The sequence below is a fragment of the Agrococcus sp. TF02-05 genome (genome assembly GCF_017565345.1).
GTDB lineage: Bacteria > Actinomycetota > Actinomycetes > Actinomycetales > Microbacteriaceae > Agrococcus > Agrococcus pavilionensis.
The window spans coordinates 28,960-53,724 of the sequence record NZ_JAGEKO010000003.1; the positions used below are offsets into that span (position 1 = coordinate 28,960).

Consider the following 24,765-nt stretch of genomic DNA (forward strand, 5'->3'; position numbering starts at 1 on the left):
GCAGCACCGCTGGGATACTCGGGAGCGATGAAGACGCACGAGCGCGTGATGGCGTGGGTGACCGAGGAGCTGCAGAGCGGCCGACTCACGATCGGCGATCACCTGCCCGGCGAGCGCGCGCTCGCCGAGGCGCTCGGCATCTCGCGGGGGTCGCTGCGCGAGGCGCTGCGCGTGCTCGAGGCGCTCGGCACCATCCGCACGTCGACCGGCTCCGGCCCGCGCTCCGGCACGATCCTCACCGCCGCGCCCGAGCAAGCCCTCGCGCTCGCCCTCAGCATGCAGCTCGCGACCCGGCACGTCGAGCACGCGCACATCTACGAGGCGCGGCTGCTGCTCGAGACGTGGAGCGCCGAGCACGCGCAGCTCGACGAGCGCGACGTCGCCGCCGCCGAGGCGCTGCTCGACCGCATGGACGACCCGGCGCTCGCCGTGCCCGACTTCCTCGAGCTCGACGCCGAGTTCCACGTCACGATCGCGCGCGCCGCGCACAACCCGCTCCTGTCGACACTGATGGATGCGCTGCGCACCTCGATCGCGGACCACACGCGGGAGCGCGCCGAGGCCCTCCCCGACTGGCCGTCGACCGCCGTGCGGCTGCGGAGCGAGCACCGCGGGATCCTCGAGCGGCTGCGCGCCGACGACCCCGACGGCGCGGCCGAGCGCATCCGGGCCCACATCCGCGGCTACTACCGCGAGACCTCGCAGAGCGCGCCGACGCCCGACGCGTGATCCGAGCGGCGCGCGGGCCGACGCATCCGCCGCTTGACCGCCGCAACGCCGTGCGCGTACTGTCTCTGTGGTTCGACCACATGGTCTGACCACATCCCGTGCACCTTCTCGAGGGAGAGAACTCTTGTCCAGCACGACTACGGCGGCCCCGCCGGAGCGCCTCAACTACCGCGTCCTCATCGGCAGCCTCTCCGGCTCCGTCATCGAGTGGTTCGACTTCCTCGTCTACGGCACCGTCGCGGCGCTGGTCTTCAACAAGACCTTCTTCCCGACCGACGACCCGTTCCTGTCGACGATGCTCGCCTACGCGTCGTTCTCGCTCACCTTCTTCTTCCGCCCCGTCGGCGGCATCGTCTTCGCCCACATCGGCGACCGCATCGGCCGCAAGAAGACCCTCTTCCTCACGCTCATGCTCATGGGCGGCGGCACGGTCGCGATCGGCCTGCTGCCCGACTACGCCGCGATCGGCATCGCGGCGCCCATCCTGCTGCTGCTGTTCCGCATCCTGCAGGGCATCGGCATCGGCGGCGAGTGGGGCGGCGCGCTGCTGCTCGCCTACGAGTACGCGCCGAAGCACCGCCGCGGCCTGTACGGCGCCGTGCCGCAGATGGGCATCTCGCTCGGCCTCCTGCTCGCCTCGGCCGTCGTCGCGCTGCTCACGCTCCTGCCCGAGGACCAGTTCCTCTCGTGGGGCTGGCGCGTGCCGTTCGTCGGCTCGATCGTGCTCGTCTTCATCGGCCTGTGGATCCGCAACGGCCTCGACGAGACGCCCGAGTTCAAGCGCATCCGCGAGACCGGCGCGCGCCTGCGCCTGCCGATCAAGGAGGTGCTGACGAAGCACTGGCGCGCTGTGCTCGTCTCGATCGGCGCGAAGGCCGCCGAGACCGGCCCGTTCTACATCTTCGGCACCTACGTGATCGCCTACGCGACGAACATCCTCGACGTGCGGCAGAACACGGTGCTGCTCGCGGTCGCCGCGGCCGCGCTCGTCGCGACCATCTGGATGCCGTTCTTCGGCCACCTCTCCGACAAGGTCGGTCGCGCGGTGCTCTACCGCTTCTCGGCGATCACCACGATCGTGCTCGTCGTGCCGTACTACTGGGTGCTCAACATCGGCGAGACGTGGGCGGTCTTCGCCGCGACGATCGTCGCCTTCGGCATCCTGTGGGGCAGCGTCAACGCGATCCTCGGCACGCTCATCGCCGAGAGCTTCAGCCCGGAGGTGCGCTACACCGGCGCGACCCTCGGCTACCAGGTGGGCGCCGCGATCTTCGGCGGCACCGCGCCGCTCATCGCCGCGTGGCTGCTCGAGGCGAGTGGCGGCCAGTGGTGGCCGATCGCCGTCTACGTCGCCGCGTGCGCCGGCCTCTCGGTGATCGCCTCGTTCTTCATCAAGCACGTCGCGCACCACGAGCCGAGCGACCTCGACGTGCCCGCCGACGCCGACGCGCGCTGAGCGACCGAACGCATCCACTCATCCCGGAAGGAACAGCAGGCACACCATGGTGAAGCGCCAACTGCCCAAGCCGCTCGAGCTCATGGAGCTCATGCAGTTCAAGAAGCCCGACTTCGACGGTCGCCGCCGGCGCCTGAACGCCGCGCTCACGATCGACGACCTGCGCGCGATCGCGAAGCGCCGCACCCCCGCGGCCGCCTTCGACTACACCGACGGTGCCGCCGACGGCGAGGTCTCGCTCGCCCGCGCCCGGCAGGCGTTCGAGGACGTCGAGTTCCACCCCGACATCCTGCGCCCGGCCGAGCGCGTCGACATGTCGACCGAGGTGCTCGGCGGCCCGAGCGCGATGCCCTTCGGCATCGCCCCGACGGGCTTCACGCGCCTCATGCAGACCGAGGGCGAGACGGCCGGCGCCGGCGCCGCGGCCGCCGCGGGCATCCCCTTCACGCTCTCGACGCTCGGCACGACGACGATCGAGGACGTCAAGGCGGTCAACCCGCACGGCCGCAACTGGTTCCAGCTCTACGTCATGCGCCAGCGCGAGATCTCCTACGGCCTCGTCGAGCGCGCGGCGGCGGCGGGCTTCGACACCCTCATGTTCACGGTCGACACCCCGATCGCCGGCGCGCGCCTGCGCGACACCCGCAACGGCTTCTCGATCCCGCCGCAGCTGTCGATCAAGACGATCGCGAACGCGATCCCGCGGCCGTGGTGGTGGTTCGACTTCCTCACGACGCCGAAGCTCGAGTTCGCATCGCTCTCGACGACCGGCGGCACGGTCGGCGAGCTGCTGAACTCGGCGATGGATCCGACGATCTCGTACGAGGACCTCGACGTCATCCGCAGCATGTGGCCGGGCAAGCTCGTCGTGAAGGGCGTGCAGAACGTGCCCGACGCGGTGAAGCTCATCGACCTCGGCGTCGACGGCATCATCCTGTCGAACCACGGCGGCCGCCAGCTCGACCGCGCCCCCGTGCCGTTCCACCTGCTGCCCCAGGTCGTGCGCGAGGTCGGCAAGGATGCGACGGTCATGATCGACACGGGCATCATGAACGGCGCCGACATCGTCGCGTCGGTCGCGCTCGGCGCGAAGTTCACGCTCATCGGCCGCGCCTACCTCTACGGCCTCATGGCCGGCGGCCGCCAGGGCGTCGACCGCACGATCGCGATCCTCCGCTCCGAGATCGCGCGCACGATGGCGCTGCTCGGCGTCTCGTCGCTCGAGGAGCTCGAGCCGCGTCACGTCACGCAGCTGCGCCGGCTGATGCCGGTGCAGACGGATGCGTCGGTGCCGTCGGTGCGCTGACCTCACGATCGCACGCATGCAGAAGGGCCCGGGTATGCACCCGGGCCCTTCTGCTGTCGATCAGCGCTCGTACGGGTCGGCCTGGCCGATCCGGTCGAGGTCGAAGTCCTTCGACTCCCGGGCCGCCATGACGGCAATCGCCGCGATGACCGTCGTGACGATGATGATCACGACGAGTGGCCACGTGCCGCCGAAGACCTGCACGAGCCAGGCCGCGATCGCCGGGGTGAAGCCGGCGAGCAGGATCGCCGCCGTCTGGTAGCCGACAGAGATGCCCGTGTAGCGCACCTCGGTCGGGAACAGCTCGCTGTAGAACGCGGGCAGCACCGAGTAGACGGCGGCGTGGCCGACGGCGAGGAAGATGGCGACGCCGAGCACGATGGCCCAGAGCTCGCCAGTGCGCACGAGCTCGAAGATCGGCCACGCGCTCGCGATGATGACCGCGGCACCGAACAGGAAGGTCTTCTTGCGGCCGATCCGGTCGGAGAGGTGACCGAAGAACGGGATCGCGATGATGTTGAGGGCCGAGCCCACCATGACCGCGATCGGCCCGTAGTGCGCAGGCAGCTCGAGCGTCGTGGCGACGTACGAGAGCAGGAAGACCGTGAAGAGGTAGTAGTTGCCCGCCTCCGCGAAGCGCGAGAAGAGCGCGATGAACAGCGGCTTGCGGTGGTGCTTGAAGAGCTCCGGGATCGGTGCCTTCATCTTCTCCTGGCGGCGCTCAGCCTCCTCCTTCGCGGCGAGGAAGGCCGGGCTCTCCATCGCATTGAGGCGGATGTACATGCCGACTGCCGCGAGCACGATGCTGATGAGGAACGGCATGCGCCAGCCCCAGTCGCTGAATGCGTCGCCCGAGATCCACTGCGAGAGCGCGACCGCGGCGGTGCCGAGCAGGAATCCGCACGAGACGCCGATCTGCGGCCACGCGCCGAAGAACCCTCGGCGACCCTTCTCGGCGCTCTCGACCGCGATGATCGCCGCGCCGCCCCATTCGCCGCCGATCGCGAAGCCCTGCGCGAGCCGCAGGATGCACAGCAGCAGGGGTGCCCAGATGCCGATCGTCGCGTAGGTCGGCAGCAGCCCGATCGCGGCGGTCGCGCCGGTCATGATGAGGAACGTCAGGATGAGGGTCGCCTTGCGACCGATCCGGTCGCCGAGGTGGCCAGCGACGAACGCGCCGACGGGGCGGGCGAGGAATCCGACGCCGAAGCTCGCGAGGGCCGCGATCTGCGAGACGCCCGGCTGGTCGCTCGGGAAGAAGAGCGTGCCGAACACGAGCGCCGCCGCGGTCGCGTAGACGGTGTACTCGTACCACTCGATGACGGCGCCAATCGTGCCGGAGAAGAGGCTCTTGCGACGCGCGGTCTTGAGCTCCGCTTCGCTGAACTGCGCCGGCGGTGCCGACATGGTCTGGGACATCGTTGTTCCGATCTGTGTGGTGGTGGGACTAGCGCAGCACGACGGCTGCGCGGGTGACGGTGCGCGCGAGGGACTGGTCGAGCGCATCCTGGATCCGGTCGAAGCCGAACTCGGCGTCGACCAGGTGGTCGAAGGGGTACCGCTCGAGGTTGGCGGCGAGGAAGTCGATCGCCTTCGCGAGCCAGCGGCCCTCGTAGCGGTCGACGTGGCGGATCGTGAGCGCCTTGCGGGTGACGTAGCCCGGGTCGAAGGGAACGGTCGCACCCGGCGAGAGGTTGCCCATCACCAGGTACGTACCGCCGCGGCGCACGTGCTCCAGCCCCTCGCCGAAGGCGGCCGGCACGCCGGTCACCTCGAGGGCGACGTCGGGTCCGCGCCCGTCGGTGAGGGACCGCACGAGCTCGACCCGAGCATCCACGTCGGTGACCTCAGACATGTCGATCGTGTGGTCGGCGCCGAACGCCTTCGCCTGCTCGAGCCTCGAGGCGACTCCGTCGATGACGATGACGCGTGCACCCAGCTCCTTCGCGACCGGGATCGCGTTGAGGCCGAGCCCGCCCGCCCCTTGGATCAGGAAGGTCGCGCCGTAGCCGAGGGGCGTCTTGGAGATGCCGAACATCACTTGCGAGAGCGCGCAGTTCGCACCGGCGGCGACCGCATCGGGGATGGCGTCGGGCACCTTGAACACGTGCTGCTTCGGGTGCACGACGTAGTGCGTCGCGAACGCCGAGTGGAAGTGCGGCGCTTCCTCGGGCTGCTTCGCGAAGAACTCGTAGGCGCGATCGCAGAGGTTCCGGTCGCCCTGCAGGCACTGGAAGCACTCCTCGCAGGTCTGGAAGTAGGTCACCACGACGCGGTCGCCGACCGCGAGCGGCTCACCACGGTTGTCGACCTGGCGGCGCGCACCGAGCTCTCGGACGACGCCGAGCATCTCGTGCCCGAGCCCGCCCCGCTTCTTCACCGGGTGCTTCCCGTTCCAGATGTGCAGCTCGCTGCCGCACACGTTGGCGCGCGCGATCTCGAGCACGAGCTCGTCGGGCGCTGCCGTGGGCACCGGATACTCCTGGTACGCGAGCTCGCCCGGCGCGGTCATCACCGCGACGCGTCCTGTCTCGGTCATCGCCCTGCCTCCTGTGCGGCGAGCTCCACCTCGGTGAGGAGCTCGTACATGCGGGTGTGGTCCTCATCGGCGAAGCGCTCTGTGGCGGCACGCCAGAGCCCGGCGACGTGCGCGCCGAGCTCGATCGGCGCATCCAGCGACGTAGCCAGGTCGACCGCGATCGAGACGTCCTTGCTCATGAGGCCGATCGGGAAGCCGGAGCCGAACGAGCCCGAGAGCATGAACTGCGCGGCCTTCTGCTCGCTCGTCACACTGCGCCCGGACGAGCCGTTCAGCACCTCGACGAAGGTCGCGGGATCGATGCCGAACGCCTCCGCAGCGCGCATCGCCTCGACGGTGGCGACGATCGATGCGGCGGAGACGAGGTTGTTGAGCGCCTTGGCAGCGTGTCCGGCGCCCGCGCCGCCTGCGTGCACGATCCGGCGGCCCATCGCCTCCAGCATCGGCATCGCCGACTCGAGCGCCTCCGCGTCGCCGCCGACCATGATGGCGAGCGTGCCGGCCTCCGCGCCCCGGACGCCGCCGGAGACCGGCGCGTCGAGGTAGCGCAGGCCCTTCGCCCGGAGTCGCTCAGCGAGCGATCGAGAGCGAGCGGGCTCGGAGGACGACATGTCGATCACGAGCGTCCCGCGCTCGAGCTCGTCGACGAGGCCGGTCGCCTCGAGCGCCGACTCGACGATCGCAGAGGTCGGGAGCATCGTGATGACGACCGACGCCCAGTCGCGTGCCAGGTCGGCGGCCACGTGCACACCGGGCGTCGCTGCCGCCAGCTGGGCGACGCGGTCGCGATCGATGTCGTCGACGGCGACCTCGTGCCCTGCCGTGGCCAAGCGGCGCACCATCGGCGTGCCCATGTTGCCGAGTCCGATGAAGCGGATGCGAGTCATGAGTCGGCCGCCTCGCGCTCCATCTCGGCGAAGACCTCGCGAGCGAGCCGGAACGACTCGAGTGCCGCGGGCGCGCCGCAGTAGATCGCGACCTGGAGGAAGACCTCCTGGATCTGCTCCTTCATGACGCCGTTGTTGATGGCGCCGCGCACGTGCACCTTGAGCTCGTGCGGACGGTTGAGCGCCGAGATCATGGCGAGGTTGATGAGGCTGCGCTCTGCTCGCTCGAGGCCGGGCCGGTTCCAGATGTCGCCCCAGCAGTAGCAGGTCACCATCTCCTGCATCGGCATCGAGAACTCGTCGGAACTGCCGAGGCTCTTCTCGACGTGGGCCTCGCCCAGCACGGACTTGCGGGTCGCGAGCCCCCGCTCGAACAGCTCGTCCTTCACCGCCGACCTCCCTCGGTCTCGACCACCCACACCGTCTGCGGGTTCGTGAACTCCTTGACGCCGTGCTCGGCGAGCTCGCGACCGAAGCCGCTCGCCTTCACTCCGCCGATCGGCACGCGTACGTCCGACACGGTGCCCTTGTTGACGAAGACGCTGCCCACCTCCAGCTGCGCCGCGATCGCTCGGGCTGCGGCGGAATCCGCGGTCCAGAGCGAGGCGCTGAGACCCCACGGCGAGCGGTTCGCGAGCGCGACGGCCTCCTCGGCGCTCTCCGCGACCACCACCGCGACGACCGGCCCGAAGATCTCCTCGTCGAAGGCGACGACGCCGGGACGCACGTCCCCGAGGACCGTCGGCTCGACGTAGTTCCGGCCGTGGTCGCTCTGCGTGCCGCCGAGGAGCAGCGTCGCACCGCCCTCGAGCGATCGCTCGATCTGGTCGACGACGTCGTCGCGAATGTCGGCGCGCGCGAGCGGTCCGATCTGCGTCGCGGGCTCCATCGGATCGCCCACGACCAGCGAGCGGACTCGCGGCAGGAACTCCGCGAGGAACTCCTCGGCGATCTGCTGGTGCAGGATGATGCGCTTGGTGGCGATGCACACCTGGCCCGTGTTGGCGTACCGGCTGTCGACAGCCGCCTGCGCGGCAGCCGCGAGGTCGGCGTCCGGCATGACGATGAGCGCATCGTTGCCGCCGAGCTCGAGCGTGACCCGCTTGAGGTGGCGACCGGCGGACTCGGCGACCGCAGCGCCCGCCGCGCCTCCGCCCGTGAGCGTGACGGCAGCGACTCGGTCGTCGGCGATCAACCGGTGCGTCTGCTCGGAAGCGATGTTCAGCACCGAGAACGCGCCGGCCGGGAGCCCGGCTTCCGACCAGAGCCGCTCGAGGTGCTCGGCTGAGCCGACCGTCGTGTGCGCCGGCTTGAGCGCTTGCGCGTTCCCGGCGAGCAGGATGCCCGCTCCGCCGCGCAGGACCTGCCAGACGGGGAAGTTCCACGGCTCGACCGCGAGCACGACGCCGAGCGGTCGGTGCTCGATCACGGCCTCCGGGACCTCGGTCGCATCGGGCGCGAGCAGCCGCTCGGCGCGCTCGGCGTACCAGTCGAGAGCCGACGCCGCCTTCTCGACCTCCGCGAGCGACTGGGTGATCGGCTTCCCGATCTCGGTCGTCACGGTCTCGGCGATGACGCGCGCATCGCGTCGCATGAGCGACGCCATGCGCAGGAACACATCCGCGCGATCGGCGACCGGCACGGCGGCCCAGGTCCGCTGGGCCGCCACGGCACGCTCGATGAGGGCGTCGAGTGCGGCATCGTCCAGTCGCGGCCGCTCTGGAAGCGGCTCGCCGGTGGCCGGGTTGGTCAGCGCGCCGCGGACGCGCTCAGTGATCGTCGTCGATGCCATGCGATCGACCGTACGAGGCTCGGACTGTTCGATGAAGTAGCATCTTCCGAACGATCACTTCTGAAAGCGAGAACGATGGAGCTCGTCCACCTCGAGACCTTCGTCGCAGTGGCGGACCACGGCGGCGTCACCCGAGCGGCCGACGCGATGCTGCGAGCGCCGTCCAACGTCTCGACGCGCATCCGGCAGCTCGAGGCGGAGCTCGGGCTGCAGCTGCTCGTCCGCGACAAGCGCCAGTCGTCGCTGTCGGCCGACGGGATGGTCTTCCTGGACTACGCGAGGCGCATCCTGGAGCTCGTCGATGAGGCCAAGGGAGTCGCGAGCGGCCAGCGGCCGCGAGGACGATTCCGGATCGGCGCGCTCGAGAGCACCGCGGCGGTGCGCATCCCATCGATCCTCGCCGACTTCCACCTGGCCTACCCCGACGTGGACGTCGAGCTCGAGGCTGGCCCGTCGGGCCGGATGTTCGACCAGGTGATGTCGGGCAAGCTCAGCGCGGTCTTCACCGACGGGGCGCCCGCGAGCCCCTTGCTCGTCGGCCGGAAGGCGTTCGACGAGCAGCTCGTCGTGATCGCACCCCCCAGCACTCGTGGTGACGACGACGCGTACTGGGACTCGAACCCGACCGCCTTCGTCTTCGGCTTCCACTGCTCCTACCGCCAGCGCTTCGAGGACTGGCTTGCGGCTGCACGAGTCGTCCCGTCGAGGGCCGTCGAGATCTCCTCGTACTACTCGATGGTCGCGTGCGTCGCGTCGGGTGCCGGCATCGCGATGATCCCGCAGTCGCTGCTCGAATCGCTGCCGGGCGCAGCCGGCGTCCACATCCGCGAGATCGGCGACCTCGGCAGGGCCGAGACGTGGCTGACCTGGCGGAAGGACGCCGGCTCGGCGAACCTCCGTGCCTTCGTCAGCCACGTCGCTGAAGCGACCGCTCCGGCTCGCGTCGCCGCGTAGGAAGCATCCTCAGCGCACGAGCAGCAGCTTGCCGCCCGGCGCCTCGGGCGAGCCCATGAGCTCGTGCGCGCGGGCCGCCTCCGCGAGCGGCACGCGCTCGCCGATCACGGGCTTCACCTCCCCGGCCGCGATGAGCGGCCAGACGACCTCGCGCACCTGCCGCACGACCTCCGCCTTCGAGCCTCGGCCACCGGTGCGAGGGCGCGCGCGGAGCGTCATCGCGCGGAGCGTCACGCGCCGCTGCATCAGCCGGCGCAGGTCGACCTCGGCCTTCGTGCCGCCCTGCACCGCGATGACGGTCATCGCGCCGTCGAGCGCGAGCGCCTGGAGGTTGCGGTCGAGGTAGCTCGCGCCGATGACGTCGAGCACGAAGCCCGCCCCGCGGCCGTCGGTCGCGCCGAGCACCACGTCGACGAAGTCCTCGCCGCGGTAGTCGATGACGAGCTCCGCCCCGAGCGATGCGCAGAGCTCGCGGTGGCGCGCGCTCGCGGTCGCCGCGACGCGCCAGCCGAGCGCGCGCAGCAGCTGGATCGCCATCGTGCCCATGCCACCCGAGCCGCCGTGCACGAGGGCGAGCTCACCCGGCTCGGGCTCCGGCAGATCGCGGATCGCGCTCCACACCGTGCACGCGGCCTCGGGCAGCGCCGCCGCCTCGACGAGCGTGACGCCCTCGGGCACCGGCAGCAGCTGCGTCGCGGGCACCGCGACCCGCTCGGCGTAGCCGCCGCCCGCGAGCAGCGCGCACACCTCGTCGCCGACGGCCCAGCCCTCGACGCCCTCGCCGAGCGCCACGATCGTGCCCGAGCACTCGAGGCCGAGCACCTCCGACTCCCCCGCGGGCGGCGGGTACTTGCCGGCCCGCTGCATGAGATCGGCGCGGTTCACGGCGGCGGCGGCGACCTCGACGACCACCTCGCCCTCCCCCGCGACCGGGTCGGGCGCATCCGCCCACTCCATCGGCCCCTCGACCTCGAACCTCATCGCCTTCACGCGGCCCTCCCCTCTCCCGTCCATCCTGTCCTCGTCGCCCATGCCCGGCTCGCCGCGATGGCCACGGCGATGAGCGCGAGCGCGGTCGACATCGCCACGACGCCCGTCCAGTCGAAGCGGTCGTAGAGCACGCCGCCGAACCAGCCCCACAGCGCCGCACCCGTCAGCCAGCTCAGCTGGTAGAGCGCCGTCGACTGCGCGCGGCCTCGATCGGCGTCCATCCCCGAGAGCGTGCTCGAGAGCGGATGCGACATGAACGTGCCGATCGTCAGCAGCGTGACGCCGGCGAACAGCACCCACAGCTGGCCCGCCAGCATCGGCAGGGCGGCGACGCCGACGAGCAGTCCGCCGCACGTGACGACCGACCACGGCGGGATGCGGACGGCGAGGCCGCCCGCGATGCGCGCGCTCGCGGCGCCGACGAAGTAGACGAGGAAGAACAGGCTCGCGAGGGCGACGGGCAGCGAGAACGGCTCGCGCGTCAAGTGGAAGCCGAGGTAGTTGTAGATCGCGGTGAACGACCCCATGATGAGGAAGCCCTGCAGGTAGACCGACAGCGTCGTCCAGCGGCGCAGGTGATGGCCGACGTGCGCGAGCGCGATCCGGAACGGGGCGGTGCGCACGGCGCGATCCTCGAGCCCCCGCGGCAGCAGGACGAAGAACAGCAGGCAGGCGACGGCGCCGATCGCCGCGACGACCAGCAGGCCGACCCGCCAGTGCAGCAGCTCGCTCGCCGGGCCGGCGATCACGCGGCCGGTGACGCCGCCCACGGTGTTGCCCATGATGTACATCGCCGCGGCGGGCGGCACCCGGTGCCGCGGCAGCACCTCGACGAGCAGCGCCATCGCGACCGCCTGGATGCCGCCGAGCGCGACGCCCGTGAGCGCCCGCATCCCGATGAGCACCTCGAGCGTAGGCGCGGCCGGCGCGAGGAGCGCGAGCACGGTCGTCGCGACGAGGCTGATGCGCATGACGGCGGTGCGGCCGATGCGGTCGGAGAGCCACGCCCAGGCGAGCACGGAGGCGGCGATGCCGAGCGTGGTCGCCGACACCGCGAGCGCCGCGGTCGCGCTCGGTATCCCCAGGTCGCGCGAGAGGCTCGGCAGGATCGCCTGCGCGTCGAAGACCTGCGCGAAGGTCGCGAATCCCGAGACGAACAGGGCGACGACGAGCCGTCGCTCCCGCCCGTCGGCGCTCACGGCTTGCGCGCGTCGGTCGCGCGCTCCTCCTCGCTCAGCTCGGCCGAACCGTCGCGGACCTCGGCCTCGCCGCCCGCGGCCGACGACGTCTCGTCGGCCGGCGCGGGACCGCTCGACGCATCCGTCGCCTCGGCCTTCGCGCGCTTCGCGCGGCGGATCGTCAGCAGGCCGGTGGCAGGCGGGATGTGCCGCGCCTGGTCGAACAGCGCCGGGCGGGCGCGCCCCTTGACGATCCTGCGCACGATCACCGCGACGATGCCGAGCGCGATCGCCGAGTAGATCGTGAGCGCGATCGGGTCGCTGACGAAGATCGACGGATCGCCGCCGGAGATGAGGAGCGACTGCCGCACCGAGGCCTCGAGGATCGGACCGAGCACGAACGCGAGCACGAGCGGGCCCGGGTCGAAGCCCGTGCGCTTCATGAGCCAGCCGAGCACGCCGAAGCCGAGCACGATCCAGATGTCGAACGGGTCGTTCGCGATCGAGAAGGTGCCGATCAGCACGATCGCGACGGCGAACGTCACGAGGATCCCCATGGGCACGCGCAGCATCTGCACGAAGACGCCGACCATCGGCATGTTGAGGATGAGCAGCATCGCGTTGCCGATGAGCATCGAGACGACGACGCCCCAGAAGATGTCGGGGTGCTGCGGGATGAGGCTCGGCCCCGGCGTGATGCCCTGCACGAGCAGCGCTCCGAAGATGAGCGCGAGCACGACGTTCGAGGGGATGCCGAGGACGAGCAGCGGCACGAAGGCCGACGTCGAGGATGCGTTGTTGGCGGTCTCGGGGCCGGCGACGCCCTCGATCGCGCCCTTCCCGAAGCGGCTCGGGTCCTTCGCGACCCGCTTCTCGAGCGCGTAGCTCGCGAGCGAGGAGAGCACGCCGCCGCCGCCCGGCAGCACGCCGATGAAGAAACCGAGGATCGAGCCGCGCGCGATCGGCAGCGCCGACTGCTTCGCGTCCTGGCGCGTCGGCAGGATCTTCGTGACCTTCTTCGCCACCTGGTGCAGGTGGCCGCCCTGCTCGAGGTTGTGCAGGATCTCGCCGACGCCGAACAGGCCCATCGCGATCGCGACGAAGTCGAAGCCGTCGAGCAGCGAGGCCGAGCCGAAGTTGAAGCGCGGCATGCCGCTGATCTGGTCCTGGCCGACGCTCGCGAGCAGCAAGCCCACGGCGGCCATGACGAGCGCCTTCCAGGTCGAGCCGGTGCCGAGCGACGTGACGAGCAGCAGGCCGAGCACCATGAGCGCGACCATCGCGACCGGGCCGAAGGCGAGCGCCCAGTTGGCGAGCATCGGCGCGAAGATCGCGAGCCCGATGACCGAGATGATGCCGCCGATGAACGAGCCGATCGCGGCGATGCCGAGCGCGGGCCCAGCTCTGCCCTGCTTCGCCATCTGGTAGCCGTCGAAGGTCGTGACGACCGACGCGGCCTCGCCCGGCATGCGCAGCAGCACCGAGGTGATCGTGCCGCCGTACATCGAGCCGTAGTAGATGCCGGCGAGCATGATGATCGCCGTGGCGGGGTCGAGCGCGTAGGTCAGCGGCAGCAGCAGCGCGATCGTCGCGGTCGGGCCGAGGCCCGGCAGCACGCCGATCGCGGTGCCGATGACGACGCCGACGAAGACGTAGAGCAGGTTGATCGGGTCGAACGCGACGCCGAAGCCATGGAGCAGGCCGTCGAACATGGGATCACATCCAGGACGTCAGCGGCGTCATGAGCACGTCCCGCGGCAGCGGGACGCCGAGCACGACGTCGAACAGCAGGAAGAGGGCGATCGCGCCGCCCGCGGCGAGCGCCGCGGCGGTCACCCAGCGCATGCGGCCGAACAGCCGCAGCCACAGGAGCATGAGGAGCAGCGCCGGCACGGTGAAGCCGAGCAGCGTGAAGAGCACGGCGAAGACCGCGAGCGAGCCGATCGCGACGAGCGTGCGCACCGCATCCGTGCCCCACGGCTCGTAGTCCTCGAGGGTGTCGGTGATCGCGACGACCACGGTGCAGCCGACCATGATGACGGCGGCGATGAACGGCCACAGCCCCGGCCCCGGGCGGATGCCGGTGCCGAGGCCGTAGCCGATGCTGAGGATCATGGCGACGACACCGACCGCCGCGAGCACGACCACGGCGCTCCACCGCGCGATCTGGCGTCCGCGGATGCCCTCGAGGGGCTCGGGTGCGGATGCGTTCGGCTCGGTCATGGGCTCAGCGCTCGGCTCGATGCGGTCGGTGACGTCGGTCATCGTCAGCCTCCGAGCATGGTCGAGTAGACCTCCTCGGCCTCCGCGAGGAAGCCGTCGAAGTCGGCGCCGTCCTGGTACTCGGCCGGCACGTAGTCCTCGCCGATCGCGTCGATCGTGGCCTCGTCGGTCAGGCAGCCCTGGAGCGCGTCCGAGAGCGCGGTGACCGCGTTCTCGGGCGTGCCGGCGGGAGCGGCGAGCGCGTAGATCGTGACCGCGAGCGTGAGGTCCTCGTAGCCGAGCTCGGCGAGCGTCGGCACGTCCTCGAGGTGCGCCTGGCGCTCGGGCGACGAGACGGCGAGCGCGTTGAAGTCGCCCGACTCAATGCGCTGGACAACGTCCTCCTGGTCGTTGACGAAGACCGAGTCGACGTGGCCGCCGAGCAGGGCGGTGATCGCGCCAGAGCTGCCGTCGAAGGGCACGACCGTGACCTGCACGCCGTACTCGTCGGCGAGGCGCTGCAGCTCGATCGCCTGCGGCGTCGATGCGCCCGAGACGCCGACCGTGAGCGTGCCGGGGGCGTCCTCGGCGGCGGCGAAGAACTCCTCCGCCGACGCGTAGGGCGACGAGCCGGGCACGGCGAGGATCATCGGCGAGTAGGAGATGACGCCGATCGACGTCACGTCCTCGCGCGAGTAGTCGAGGCCGTTGGCGATCGGCGAGAGCGCGACCATGCCGGGCGAGACGATCGCGATGGTCTGACCGTCGGCCGGCTTCGAGATCATGTCCTGCAGGCCGACCGAGCCGGAGCCGCCGGTGATGTTCTCGGCGATGACGTTCGTGCCGAGGGTCTCGCCGAGGCACGGGGCGAGAGCGCGGGCAGTGACGTCGGTCGGTCCGCCGGCCGAGTAGGGGATGACGAAGCGGATGTCGCCCGACGGGAACGAGGCGGCCTCACCGTCGGGGGCGGCCGAGCTGTCGGTGCCCGCGGCGCTGCTGCAGCCTGCGAGCAGCGCGACCCCCATCATGGCGCCGGCGGCGACGAGCGCCCGGTTCTGCTTCCTGCTCATGCTGCGCATGGCGAGCTCCTAACCTCGTTGTTAGTGAAGGAGTGCAACTTTCGAGAGTGCACTCTCAGTATGACCTGACGCGACGCTATTGGCGACCTCGGCGAGTCGTCAAGCGGCGATAAGCATCGGCGATCGATCGGCCGGCGGACCGGCCGTCGGCGGGCTCGCGTCAGTCGCGCGGACGCAGCACGAGCGGCCGCAGCTGGGCGTCGAGCCGCGGGCCGAGCCGCTCCCAGATGCGGTCGGGGTCGAAGCCGCGCACGGGGGTGCGGTCGATCTCGTGCATGTAGATCGCGTGGCAGTTCTGGCCGACGAGCAGCGCGTCGGCGCGGACGTCGAGGAGGCCGCGCTGCTGCCCGTCCTCGACGATGGCGCGCGTCATGCTGATCGTGCGGTCGCCCTGCGCGACGTTGCGGGCGCTCAGCGGGCTCATGCTGAAGCCCTCGCGGAGGTAGCGCGAGGCGTTCTCGGGGTTCCGCCGGTAGAAGGCGGAGCGCTCGAGGTAGATCGCGCGGATGCGCTCGACGAAGTGCGTGCCCGTCGGCTCGTCGCCCTGCGCGGCGACGAGCGCCGCATCCTGCTCGTCGATGCGGTCGAGCACCGCGTCGAGCTCGTCGCCGAAGACCATGTGCAGCAGGTCGTGCTTGTTGGGCACGTAGCGGAAGAGGGTCGCCTCGCCGACGCCGGCGAGCTGCGCGATCTCGCGCATGGTGATGTCGTCGAAGGACTTCTCGTGCATGAGCTCGGCGGCCGCGGCCTGGATCGCGTCGCGCTTGCGCTGCTTGCCGAGCTGGCGCGCGGTCATCTCGGGTGCAGTGGTCACGGCGTCACCTCTTCGTCGGTCGCGCCCTGGCCGCGCTGCCACGGTCGCAGCACGATCTTGCCATCGAGTCCTCCGCGCTCCCCCGCCCGGTGCGCGTCCGCCGCCGCGGCGAGCGGCAGCTCGAGCGCGACGCGCGGCCGCACGCGCCCCTCGGCGACCCAGCCGGCGATGCGCTGCATGCCGACCTCGGAGGCCTCGACGACGACGCGGCGCAGCGGGATCCCCCGCGCTCGCGCGGCCTCCTCGACCGTCGGCGCCGTGCGCGGGATGAGCGAGACGAGGGTGCCGCCCGGCGCGCACCAGTCGAGCAGGGCAGCCGTGCGATCCCCGCCGAAAGGATCGATGACGACGTCGTGCCGCGAGGTCACCACGGGCAGCCCGTCGTCCCTGACAGCCACGACGGCGGCGCCCGCGGCGGCCGCCTCCTCGAGCCGGGCCGGTCGGGCGCACGCCGTGACCTCGGCGCCGAGCGCGAGCGCGATCTGCACGGCGAGCCGTCCGACACCGCCGCCGGCTGCGCAGACGAGCACCGACTGCCCGGGCAGGCAGCGGCCGGCGTCTTCGATCGCCTGCAGCGCGGTGAGCCCGGCGAGCGGCAGCGACGCCGCCTCCGCGAAGCCGATCCCCTCCGGGATGCGCGCGAGCTGGCGCGCGGGAGCGGCGACGTACTGCGCGTAGGCCTCGGCCGGCAGCGGGAAGCGCGGCATGCCGAAGACGTGGTCGCCGACCGCGAAGCGGTGCGAGCCGTCGGCGACCTCCTCCACGACCCCGGCGACGTCGAAGCCCAGGATGGCGGGATCGCGCCAGTAGCCACGGCCGCCCGTCGCGCGCGACTTCCAGTCGGTGGGGTTGACGCCCGCCGCCTCGACGCGCACGAGCATCTCCCCCGGCAGCAGCGACGGCACCGGCACCTCGACCGGCCGCAGCACGTCGGGCTCGCCCCACGCGGTGGCCGCGACGGCCTGCATCACGCGCGGCACAGCGCCTCCCAGGGCGCGATGCCCGCGAGCGCGTCGACGAGCCGCGCGACGCCGCCGGCCTCGTCGATGGAGTGCACGAGCGCCGGCAGCCGCTCCGCGAGCGCGAGCGGCAGCCCGGCGGCGGGCAGCAGCTCGAGCGCCATGCGCGCCGAGCGCTCGGCGTCGACCTCGACGCCGTCGCACGCACCCTCGAGGCGACGCCCGTCGGCGAGCTCGACCTCGACCGCCGCCCCGTGCGCGGCGGTCGACGGCAGGCCGCCGACGACGTCGACGAGCGCGCGGAGGCGGAGCGCCTCGGCGGAGCCGGGGTGGAGCGCGCTGGCGTCCACGCGCCCGTCGGCGAGCGCGATCGCGACGCCCTGGCGCGCATCCATCATCGCCTGCGCCCACGACGCGGGCGGATGCGCGAGGTCGATGCCGGGGTAGGCGGCGTCGGCGTCGCTCAAGCGCACGACGACGCGCTCGACCGTCGCGAGGTCGGCGTCGGACAGCTCCCGGCGCAAGCCGATCGCGACCTCGACCGCCGCTTGGTTGATGGCGCAGACCGGGTGGGCCTTCAGCAGCATCTGGGCGATGACGGACTCGCCGCCGAGCGCTCCGGGCAGCTCGCCGACGATCGCGGCGCCGCGCTCGTCATCGACGCCTAGCGCGTGCAGCAACCCGGAGCGGCCCTCGATCGCGGCCGTCGCGCCGCGAGCGCCGCCCGCCGCCCACAGCGCCGACTCGAGCCCGTCGCGCGCGGCCGCCGCGGTCTGCAGCCGCCACTCGTCGGTGCCCTCGAGCCACACCTCCGTGTAGCCCGCGGCGCGGTTCGCCGCGAGCGCGATGGCATCGGCGGCCGCGGCCGGGTCGAGCCGCAGCACGGCGGCGACCGCGGCGGCCGAGGCGATCGGCCCGACGACACCCGTCGCGCGCATGCCGCGAGCGCGGACGTGGGGCAGCAGCGCGACCCCGAGGCCGCCGCCGACCTGGTAGCCGGCCGCGATCGCGGCGAGCAGCCGCCCGCCGTCGACGTCGCGCGGCGCGACCGCGAGCACCGCGGGCGTCACCGCGCTGCCGAGATGGGTGACGGAGCGCGGGTGCTCGTCGTGCTGCGCCCGCGCGCCCATCCGCAGCGCGGTCGCGAAGGCCAGGTCGGGCGCGGTCGCCGGCCGCTCAGCCCACGGGAGCGCGTGCGAGCGCGGCAGGCCGGGGAGCGGCATGCCGTGCGCGGCGAGCCCGACGACGAGGTTGTGGAGCAGCACCGCCTTCGCGGCACGGCGGACGGGCTCGGCGAGCGGCGCCCGCGCAGCGCCGACGACGTGGTCCGCGAGCATCGCGGCGGCGCCGGCCCCGCGCTGCTCGGCGCGGTCGACGAGCGTCGCGGTGACCGGCTCGGCGCTCACAGCGGCGCGGCGCCGATGGTCATGCCACCGCACACGTTGAGGTTCTGCCCGGTGATGAAGCCGGCCTCGTCAAGCAGGAAGCTCACCGCGGCGGCGACGTCGGAGGGCTCGCCGACGCGCTTGACCGGGATCGCGTCGATGATCGCCTGCGTGCGCGGCTCGCCCGCCGGGTTCGCCGCCTCGAACATCGCGGTGCGGATCGGGCCGGGGCTCACGGCGTTGACCGTGATGCCGTGCTGGCCGAGCTCGAGCGCCCACGTGCGCGTGACGCCGATGATGCCGGCCTTCGAGCCGGAGTAGGCCGAGCGGCCGGCCTTGCCGAGCGCGGCGCGCGAGGCGATGTTGACGATGCGGCCGAAGCGCGCGTCGCGCATGCCGGGCAGCAGGGCCTGCGCGCACCGCATGGCCGCGACGACGTTGATCTCGTAGGTGCGCAGCGCATCCTCGATCTCGAGGTCCTCGAGGTTCGCGACCCGGATGTAGCCGACGTTGTTGACGAGGCGGTGGATCGGCCCGCCCGCGAGCGCCTCCTCGAGCGCGGCGGCGACCTGCTCCGCGTCAGACAGGTCGGCCTGGATGCCGCCCGGCTGCTTGTCGATCACGACCACGTCGCGGCCGAGCCCGCGCTGCTGCTCCACGATCGCGGCGCCGATGCCGCCCGCTCCGCCCGTGACGAGCACGCGCTCCTTCGACTCGGCCATGGACCCCTCCGTCTGCGGCCCGCGGCCGCGATCAGCTCTCTGCACCTGCCGGACGGCAGCGCAGGAGGCGCCGTCGCCGCTGCGCCGATCGTACGAAGAGAAGTGAGAGCGGGCAATCACATCCGCCTATTGGCACCGCTCGCCGCGCCGTGTACGCTCGCGGCAGAGCACATTTTGATAGTGCGCTCTCAGAATCTTGATCACGATGGAGTGAGGTGGCAATGGTCACGGAGCAGGCAGAGCGTCAGAGCGCCTGGCATGTCGACGGCACGCTGCGCGAGCCGCTGCTGGTGCAGCCGACGGGGCACGTCGAGCAGGACGGCCGGTCGATCCCGATCTACGACAGCGGCAACGAGACCGACGCCGCGACGATCGTGCTCGTGCACGGCAGCTCCGGCACCGCGCGCGGCAGCTTCTGGGCGGTCTACCCGATCCTGACCTTCACGCGCCGCGTGGTCGCCTTCGACCTGCAGCTGCCCGCCGACGACGGCGACCTGACCCTCGCCGACGCCGTCGACCAGCTCCGCGCGGTCGTCGAGCACGCATCCGCCGACGGCCCCGTCGCGCTCGTCGGCTACTCGTTCGGCGCGGTCGTCGCGGCCGCCTACGCCTCCGAGCAGCCGGGCACGCTCGCCTCGCTCGCGCTCGTCGCCGGCTGGTCGAAGACCGACCGGCACCAGCTCGTGCGCAACGACCTCTGGCAGCGCCTGCACGACAGCGACCCCGAGAGCCTGCAGCGCCTCACGCTGCTCATGGCCTACTCCCCCGGCTTCGTCATCGGCCGCAACGCGCGCGACTGGGCCGAGCTGCAGGAGGCGGTCACGCGCCCCTACCCCGCCCAGATCATGCGCCTCAACCGCGAGATCGACATCACCTCGGGCCTCAGCCGCATCGACGTGCCGACGCTCGTGATCGGCTGCACGCACGACGCGATGGTGCCGCTGCACCACTCGCGGGTGCTCTTCGGCGCGATCTCCGACGCGCGCTACCTCGAGATCGAGTCGGGCCACGCCGTCTCGGTCGAGCGACCCGCGCAGCTCGCGGTCGCGATCGACGACTTCACCGTCGACCCCCGCGAGCACCCCGCGGGCACCATCATCCCCGTCGACCACGCCTGAATGCAGAAGCAGGAGCACGACATGACCACCGCATCCGCCCCCCAGGCCGCCGAGCGCTCGACCACCCACGCGAAGATCGCCATCATCGGCTCGGGCTTCGCCGGCCTCGGCCTCGCCATCCAGCTGCGCCGCCGCGGCGAGCACGACTTCATCGTGCTCGAGCGCGCGGGCGACGTCGGCGGCACCTGGCGCGACAACACCTACCCGGGCGCCGCGTGCGACATCCAGTCGCACCTCTACTCCTACTCGTTCCGCCCCAACCCCGACTGGTCGCGCGTCTACGCGACGCAGCCCGAGATCCACGCGTACCTGCGGGAGGCGGCGATCGACGAGGGCGTCATGCCGCACATCACGTTCGACGCCGAGCTGCTCGAGTCGACGTGGCAGCCGGAGGAGCAGCGCTGGGCGCTCGAGACGACCGCGGGCTCGTTCACGGCCGACTTCGTCGTCACCGCGGCCGGGCACCTCTCCGACCCGAAGCTGCCCGCGATCAAGGGGCTCGAGCGCTTCTCGCGCCCGATGTTCCACTCGGCGCAGTGGGACCACACGTTCGACCCAGCCGGCAAGCGCGTCGGCGTGATCGGCTCGGGCGCCTCGGGCATCCAGATCGTGCCAGAGCTCGCGAAGACCGCCGAGCAGCTCACGGTCTTCCAGCGCTCGGCGCCCTACATCATCCCCCGCGTCGACCACGAGTACAGCGACGCGCAGAAGTCGATGTTCCGCCGCATGCCCGAGACGGCGCAGGCGCTGCGCGATGAGCTCTACTGGGGCAACGAGGCGCGCTTCCCGCAGCGCCGCGGCATCGCCGACTTCATCGCCAAGATCGAGGCGACCGCGCGCGACCACCTGCACGCGCAGGTGCCGGCGGGCGAGCTGCGCGACAAGCTCACGCCCGACTACATGATCGGCTGCAAGCGCATCCTCATCTCGAACGACTACTACCCGACGTTCCTGCGCGACAACGTCGCGCTCGAGACGAGCGGCATCGTCGAGGTGACCGAGACGGGCATCGTCACGAACGACGGCGAGGTCGAGCTCGACGCGCTCGTGCTCTGCACGGGCTTCGAGGCCGCCGACCTGCCCATCACGCACCGCATCTTCGACGAGGACGGCCGCTCGATGGCCGAGTCGTGGACGCGGGGCGGCGCCGCCTACGCGTGCTCGACCGTCGCGGGCTATCCGAACCTGTTCATCATGAACGGGCCGAACTCCGGCCTCGGCGCGGGCTCGATCATCTTCATCATCGAGTCGCAGATCCGCTACATCCTCGGTGCCCTCGACCACATGGCCGACACCGGCGCATCCGTCATCGAGATCACGCAGGAGGCGCAGGACGCCTTCATCGACTCGGTCGACGCGCGCGCCGAGGACACCGTGTGGCTCAACGGCGGCTGCCACTCCTGGTACGTCGACCACCGCTACGGCCGGCTCACGACCGTGTGGCCCGACTTCATGCACAAGTTCCGCCGCGAGGCGGGCACCTTCCGCCCCGACGAGTACGTCTTCGACGGGGTGCCGGCGAAGGAGCGGGAGCTCGCGGAGGTGCCTGCGTGAGCGGCGTCAACCTCTGGCGGCTCGAGTGCTTCGTCGCGCTCGCCGAGGAGCTGCACTTCGGCCGCACGGCGACGCGGCTGTTCATCACCCAGCCGGCGCTCTCGCTGCAGATCAAGCAGCTCGAGCTCTCGCTCGGCTACGACCTCGTCTGCCGCGCGCGGCAGGTGACGCTCACTGACGAGGGCCGGCGGCTGCTGCCCTACGCGCGCCAGGTGCTCGCGGCGGCGGAGTCGTTCGCGAGCGCCGCGGCGCTGCGCGGCAGGCTGCAGGCGGCATGACGGCCAGCGCGGTCTCGCCCGAGCGGCTCGAGCGGGCGGTGCGCGAGATCCTCGTCGCCGCCGGCTGTGCCGACGACGTGGCGGATGCGGTGGCGCACGGGCTCGTGGACGCCGACCTGCACGGGGTGGCGTCGCACGGCGTCTCACGACTCGGCATCTACCTCGAGCGGCTGCGCTCGGGTGCGGTGCGCGGCGACGACGCGGTCTCGGTCGTGTCGGAGTGGCCGACCGGTGCCGTGCTCGACGCCGGGCACTCGTTCGGAGCCTGGTCGGCGTCGCGCGCGACCGACCTCGTGATCGAGAAGGCCCACGAGTCGGGCATGGCGGTCGTCGTCACCCGGCACGCCGACCACTTCGGCCGCGCGGCCGCGTTCAGCGAGCGGATGGCCGAGGCCGGTCTGGTCGCGATCGTCGCGGCGAGCACGGCGCCCCTCATGCCCGCCGTCGGCGGCGCCGAGCCGGTGATCGGCAACAACCCCATCTCGATCGCCGCCCCGGGCGGCGCAGGCGCTCCCTTCGCCGACATGGCGCTCTCGGCCGTCGCGCTCGGCAAGATCATCGAGGCAGAGCGCGCTGGGCGCGAGATCCCGGCGGGCTGGGCGACGGATGCCGCGGGTGCGCCGACGACCGACCCGAGCGCGGCGCGCGGGGGCTTGCTGCTGCCGGCCGCCGGCGCGAAGGGCTTCGGGCTCGCGTTCTTCATCGAGGTGCTCACGAGCATCCTCGGCGGCGGCGAGGGCGGCGAGGCGCGGAGCCTCTACAAGCAGGTCGACGAGCCGAACGACTGCTCGCACGTCTTCCTCGCGATCGACGCGAGCCGCTTCGAGTCGGCCGCGGAGGCGCCGGTCGCCGAGCGCGTCGACCGCTTCTCCGACCGCATCCGCTCGAGCCGCAAGGCGCCGGGCGTCGACGCGATCTACGCGCCCGGCGATCTCGAGCGCGCGGCGGCGGAGCGCAACCGCGCCGGCCTGTCGCTCGCCGACGCGACCGTGAGCGAGCTCGAGGCGCTCGCCGCCGAGGCGGGCGTCGCATCCCCGTTCATCGAGGAGGCGGCGTGATGCTGCAGCGCGTGCAGGCCGCCGACGGCCGCGATCTGCTCGTGCGGCGCGAGGGCGACGCCGTGGCGGTGCTCGGCCCGTGGGACGGCGGGCGGATCCTCGACGCCGTGCCCGACGCAGCCGCCGAGCGCCTCGACGCGGCCGGCACGACGCCGCTGCCGTTCCTCCGCGAGGGCGCGAAGATCCTCTGCGTCGGGCTCAACTACCGACCGCACATCGAGGAGATGGGACGCGAGGCGCCCGAGTACCCGACGCTGTTCGCGAAGTTCGTCGACTCGTTCGTGGGCCCGGCCGACGACATCGTGCGGCCGGCGGACGTCGACCAGCTCGACTGGGAGGGCGAGATCGGCGTCATCATCGGCACCGAGGTGCGCAGCGCATCCGTCGACGGCGCGGCTGGCGCCGCGCTCGGCGCGGTCGCGCTCAACGACGTCACCTCGCGAGGCCATCAGTACCGCACGACGCAATGGCTGCAGGGCAAGGCGCTCGACAGCCTCTCGCCCATCGGCTCGATGGTCGCGCCGCTGCGCGACGACCTCACGATCGAGACGCGGGTCGACGGCGAGACGGTGCAGCAGGGACGGCTCGACGAGCTCGTCTTCGGCGTCGCCGACCTCATCGCCTACTGCTCGAGCATCGTGCGGCTGCGCCCCGGCGACGTCATCGCGACCGGCACGCCCGGCGGCGTCGGCCACGGCATGCAGCCGCCGCGCCACTTGCAGCCCGGTCAGCTGCTCGAGACCGAGCTCGGTCGCGGCGGATCCTCGATCGAGACGCTGTGCAACCGCGTGCGCGACGGAGCGGAAGCACGGCAGCAGTGAGCTCCGAGCACACGCTCCTCATCGCGCCCCACCAGTTCCCCGACCTCGCGCGCGAGGAGGCCCCCGCCGACGAGCTCGGGCTGCGCCTCGTCGTCGCGCGCGACGCACGCGAGTTCGCCGGGGCGCTCGAGCGCGCATCGGTCGCCATGGTCACGCCCTACGTGCGCCTCGGGCACGACGACTTCGCCCGCATGCAGCGGTGCCTCGGCGTCGTGCGGTACGGCATCGGCTACGACAACATCGACGTCCGCGCGGCGGAGAAGCACGGCATCCCCGTCTCGATCGTGCCGGATGCGTCGTCGGAGGAGGTCGCATCCCATGCCTTCGCCATGGGGCTCATGCTGAGCCGGCGCATCCCCCAGGGGCAGGCGGCGATCGCCCGCGGCGAGTGGGCCAGCAGCGTGCCGTTCGACAGCCCAGTGCTCAGCGAGCTGCGCGTGGGCGTCGTCGGGATGGGGCGCATCGGGCGGCGGGTCGCCACCTGGTGGCGCGACGTGGGTGCCCAGGTGCGCGCGCACGATCCGATCGCCGTCTTCGACACGGTGCCCGCGGCCCCGCTCGACCGGCTGATCGAGGAGTGCGACGTGCTCTCGCTCCACGTCCCGCTCACGGAGGCGACCCGCCACCTGCTCTCGGCCGCGACGATCGCGCGCATGCCGCGAGGCGCGTCCGTCGTCAACGTCTCGCGCGGTGGCCTCGTCGATGAGGCGGCGCTCGCCGACGCGCTCAAGCGCGGCCACCTCGGCGGCGCAGCGCTCGACGTGTTCGAGCAGGAGCCGCTGCCCGTCGACCACCCGCTGCGCGACGCGCCGAACTCGGTGCTCACGCCGCACTCCGCGTGGAAGTCGCGCAGCTCGCTCGCGGCGCTGCAGTCCGGCGCGGTGCTGCGCGCGAGGCAGCTGCTGCAGGGCGAGCCGGTGCTCGACCGGGTGGCCTAACGGCCG

Annotated in this window: 24 protein-coding genes; 10 read left to right on the top strand and 14 right to left on the bottom strand. The window is 71.9% G+C overall.

Annotation, left to right across the window (positions count from 1 at the left end; all coding sequences use genetic code 11):
* Window positions 1-27 precede the first annotated feature (27 nt).
* The 3 genes from JQT67_RS03550 (at window position 28) to JQT67_RS03560 (ending at window position 3,491) form a co-directional block, all read left to right on the top strand.
* The gene (locus JQT67_RS03550) at window positions 28-729 is read left to right on the top strand and encodes a FadR/GntR family transcriptional regulator (RefSeq protein WP_208063541.1); all 702 of its coding nucleotides are present in this window, start codon (window positions 28-30) and stop codon (window positions 727-729) included.
* A 124-nt stretch (window positions 730-853) separates the two neighbouring features.
* On the top strand, window positions 854-2,185 hold the full coding sequence (locus tag JQT67_RS03555; RefSeq protein ID WP_208063542.1) for an MFS transporter: 1,332 nt from the start codon (window positions 854-856) through the stop codon (window positions 2,183-2,185).
* Window positions 2,186-2,231: 46 nt separating this feature from the next.
* Complete coding sequence (locus tag JQT67_RS03560) at window positions 2,232-3,491, top strand: alpha-hydroxy acid oxidase (protein WP_208063543.1); 1,260 nt, start codon at window positions 2,232-2,234, stop codon at window positions 3,489-3,491.
* Window positions 3,492-3,551: 60 nt separating this feature from the next.
* Here JQT67_RS03560 and JQT67_RS03565 read toward each other — a convergent pair whose 3' ends face one another.
* From JQT67_RS03565 to JQT67_RS03585, 5 genes are read right to left on the bottom strand one after another with little or no spacing between them, the layout of a single operon-like run.
* On the bottom strand, window positions 3,552-4,910 hold the full coding sequence (locus JQT67_RS03565; RefSeq protein ID WP_208063544.1) for an MFS transporter: 1,359 nt from the start codon (window positions 4,908-4,910) through the stop codon (window positions 3,552-3,554).
* 28 nt (window positions 4,911-4,938) lie between these two features.
* Window positions 4,939-6,030: a zinc-binding dehydrogenase gene (locus tag JQT67_RS03570; RefSeq protein WP_208063545.1), complete on the bottom strand. Its 1,092-nt coding sequence runs from the start codon at window positions 6,028-6,030 to the stop codon at window positions 4,939-4,941.
* Window positions 6,027-6,917, bottom strand: coding sequence for an NAD(P)-dependent oxidoreductase (locus tag JQT67_RS03575; protein WP_208063546.1), 891 nt, complete (start codon window positions 6,915-6,917; stop codon window positions 6,027-6,029). Before JQT67_RS03575 ends, JQT67_RS03570 begins: the two co-directional genes overlap by 4 nt.
* Window positions 6,914-7,306 (bottom strand): carboxymuconolactone decarboxylase family protein, encoded by a 393-nt coding sequence (locus JQT67_RS03580; RefSeq protein ID WP_208063547.1) that lies wholly within the window; start codon window positions 7,304-7,306, stop codon window positions 6,914-6,916. Before JQT67_RS03580 ends, JQT67_RS03575 begins: the two co-directional genes overlap by 4 nt.
* Window positions 7,303-8,709 (bottom strand): aldehyde dehydrogenase family protein, encoded by a 1,407-nt coding sequence (locus tag JQT67_RS03585; protein ID WP_208063548.1) that lies wholly within the window; start codon window positions 8,707-8,709, stop codon window positions 7,303-7,305. Before JQT67_RS03585 ends, JQT67_RS03580 begins: the two co-directional genes overlap by 4 nt.
* 75 nt (window positions 8,710-8,784) lie before the next feature.
* On the opposite strand from JQT67_RS03585, the gene JQT67_RS03590 reads away from it, so the two are divergent.
* A complete protein-coding gene (locus JQT67_RS03590) occupies window positions 8,785-9,663 on the top strand; it encodes a LysR substrate-binding domain-containing protein (RefSeq protein ID WP_208063549.1) in 879 nt (292 codons plus the stop codon).
* 9 nt (window positions 9,664-9,672) lie between these two features.
* Here JQT67_RS03590 and JQT67_RS03595 read toward each other — a convergent pair whose 3' ends face one another.
* The 9 genes from JQT67_RS03595 to JQT67_RS03635 form a co-directional block, all read right to left on the bottom strand.
* Window positions 9,673-10,644, bottom strand: a complete 972-nt coding sequence (locus tag JQT67_RS03595; RefSeq protein WP_208063600.1) for an NAD(P)H-quinone oxidoreductase — start codon at window positions 10,642-10,644, stop codon at window positions 9,673-9,675.
* Between the two features lie 5 nt (window positions 10,645-10,649).
* Window positions 10,650-11,852 carry an MFS transporter gene (locus JQT67_RS03600; protein WP_208063550.1) on the bottom strand — a complete coding sequence of 401 codons (1,203 nt, stop codon included), beginning with the start codon at window positions 11,850-11,852 and terminating at the stop codon, window positions 10,650-10,652.
* The gene (locus tag JQT67_RS03605) at window positions 11,849-13,543 is read right to left on the bottom strand and encodes a tripartite tricarboxylate transporter permease (protein WP_208063551.1); all 1,695 of its coding nucleotides are present in this window, start codon (window positions 13,541-13,543) and stop codon (window positions 11,849-11,851) included. Before JQT67_RS03605 ends, JQT67_RS03600 begins: the two co-directional genes overlap by 4 nt.
* 4 nt (window positions 13,544-13,547) lie before the next feature.
* Window positions 13,548-14,096 carry a tripartite tricarboxylate transporter TctB family protein gene (locus JQT67_RS03610; RefSeq protein WP_208063552.1) on the bottom strand — a complete coding sequence of 183 codons (549 nt, stop codon included), beginning with the start codon at window positions 14,094-14,096 and terminating at the stop codon, window positions 13,548-13,550.
* A gap of 2 nt (window positions 14,097-14,098) precedes the next feature.
* Window positions 14,099-15,112 carry a tripartite tricarboxylate transporter substrate binding protein gene (locus JQT67_RS03615; protein WP_208063553.1) on the bottom strand — a complete coding sequence of 338 codons (1,014 nt, stop codon included), beginning with the start codon at window positions 15,110-15,112 and terminating at the stop codon, window positions 14,099-14,101.
* Between the two features lie 160 nt (window positions 15,113-15,272).
* The gene (locus JQT67_RS03620; protein WP_208063554.1) at window positions 15,273-15,926 is read right to left on the bottom strand and encodes a TetR/AcrR family transcriptional regulator; all 654 of its coding nucleotides are present in this window, start codon (window positions 15,924-15,926) and stop codon (window positions 15,273-15,275) included.
* Window positions 15,923-16,906, bottom strand: a complete 984-nt coding sequence (locus JQT67_RS03625) for an NADP-dependent oxidoreductase (protein ID WP_208063555.1) — start codon at window positions 16,904-16,906, stop codon at window positions 15,923-15,925. The genes JQT67_RS03620 and JQT67_RS03625 overlap by 4 nt, the downstream gene beginning before the upstream one ends.
* Complete coding sequence (locus tag JQT67_RS03630) at window positions 16,894-18,291, bottom strand: MmgE/PrpD family protein (protein WP_208063556.1); 1,398 nt, start codon at window positions 18,289-18,291, stop codon at window positions 16,894-16,896. The genes JQT67_RS03625 and JQT67_RS03630 overlap by 13 nt, the downstream gene beginning before the upstream one ends.
* Window positions 18,288-18,992 (bottom strand): SDR family NAD(P)-dependent oxidoreductase, encoded by a 705-nt coding sequence (locus tag JQT67_RS03635; protein WP_208063557.1) that lies wholly within the window; start codon window positions 18,990-18,992, stop codon window positions 18,288-18,290. Before JQT67_RS03635 ends, JQT67_RS03630 begins: the two co-directional genes overlap by 4 nt.
* Before the next feature lie 221 nt (window positions 18,993-19,213).
* Here JQT67_RS03635 and JQT67_RS03640 point away from each other — a divergent pair, with 221 nt between their 5' ends.
* Genes JQT67_RS03640 through JQT67_RS03665 form a run of 6 tightly spaced genes read left to right on the top strand, consistent with a single transcriptional unit; the run spans window position 19,214 to window position 24,759 of the window.
* Window positions 19,214-20,110 carry an alpha/beta fold hydrolase gene (locus JQT67_RS03640; RefSeq protein ID WP_243755644.1) on the top strand — a complete coding sequence of 299 codons (897 nt, stop codon included), beginning with the start codon at window positions 19,214-19,216 and terminating at the stop codon, window positions 20,108-20,110.
* A 21-nt stretch (window positions 20,111-20,131) separates the two neighbouring features.
* A complete protein-coding gene (locus JQT67_RS03645; protein ID WP_208063559.1) occupies window positions 20,132-21,664 on the top strand; it encodes an NAD(P)/FAD-dependent oxidoreductase in 1,533 nt (510 codons plus the stop codon).
* On the top strand, window positions 21,661-21,942 hold the full coding sequence (locus JQT67_RS03650) for a LysR family transcriptional regulator (RefSeq protein WP_208063560.1): 282 nt from the start codon (window positions 21,661-21,663) through the stop codon (window positions 21,940-21,942). Before JQT67_RS03645 ends, JQT67_RS03650 begins: the two co-directional genes overlap by 4 nt.
* A complete protein-coding gene (locus JQT67_RS03655; RefSeq protein ID WP_208063561.1) occupies window positions 21,939-23,000 on the top strand; it encodes an Ldh family oxidoreductase in 1,062 nt (353 codons plus the stop codon). The genes JQT67_RS03650 and JQT67_RS03655 overlap by 4 nt, the downstream gene beginning before the upstream one ends.
* Window positions 23,000-23,821 (top strand): fumarylacetoacetate hydrolase family protein, encoded by an 822-nt coding sequence (locus tag JQT67_RS03660; protein ID WP_243755647.1) that lies wholly within the window; start codon window positions 23,000-23,002, stop codon window positions 23,819-23,821. The genes JQT67_RS03655 and JQT67_RS03660 overlap by 1 nt, the downstream gene beginning before the upstream one ends.
* The gene (locus JQT67_RS03665) at window positions 23,818-24,759 is read left to right on the top strand and encodes a C-terminal binding protein (RefSeq protein ID WP_208063563.1); all 942 of its coding nucleotides are present in this window, start codon (window positions 23,818-23,820) and stop codon (window positions 24,757-24,759) included. The genes JQT67_RS03660 and JQT67_RS03665 overlap by 4 nt, the downstream gene beginning before the upstream one ends.
* Window positions 24,760-24,765: the final 6 nt, after the last annotated feature.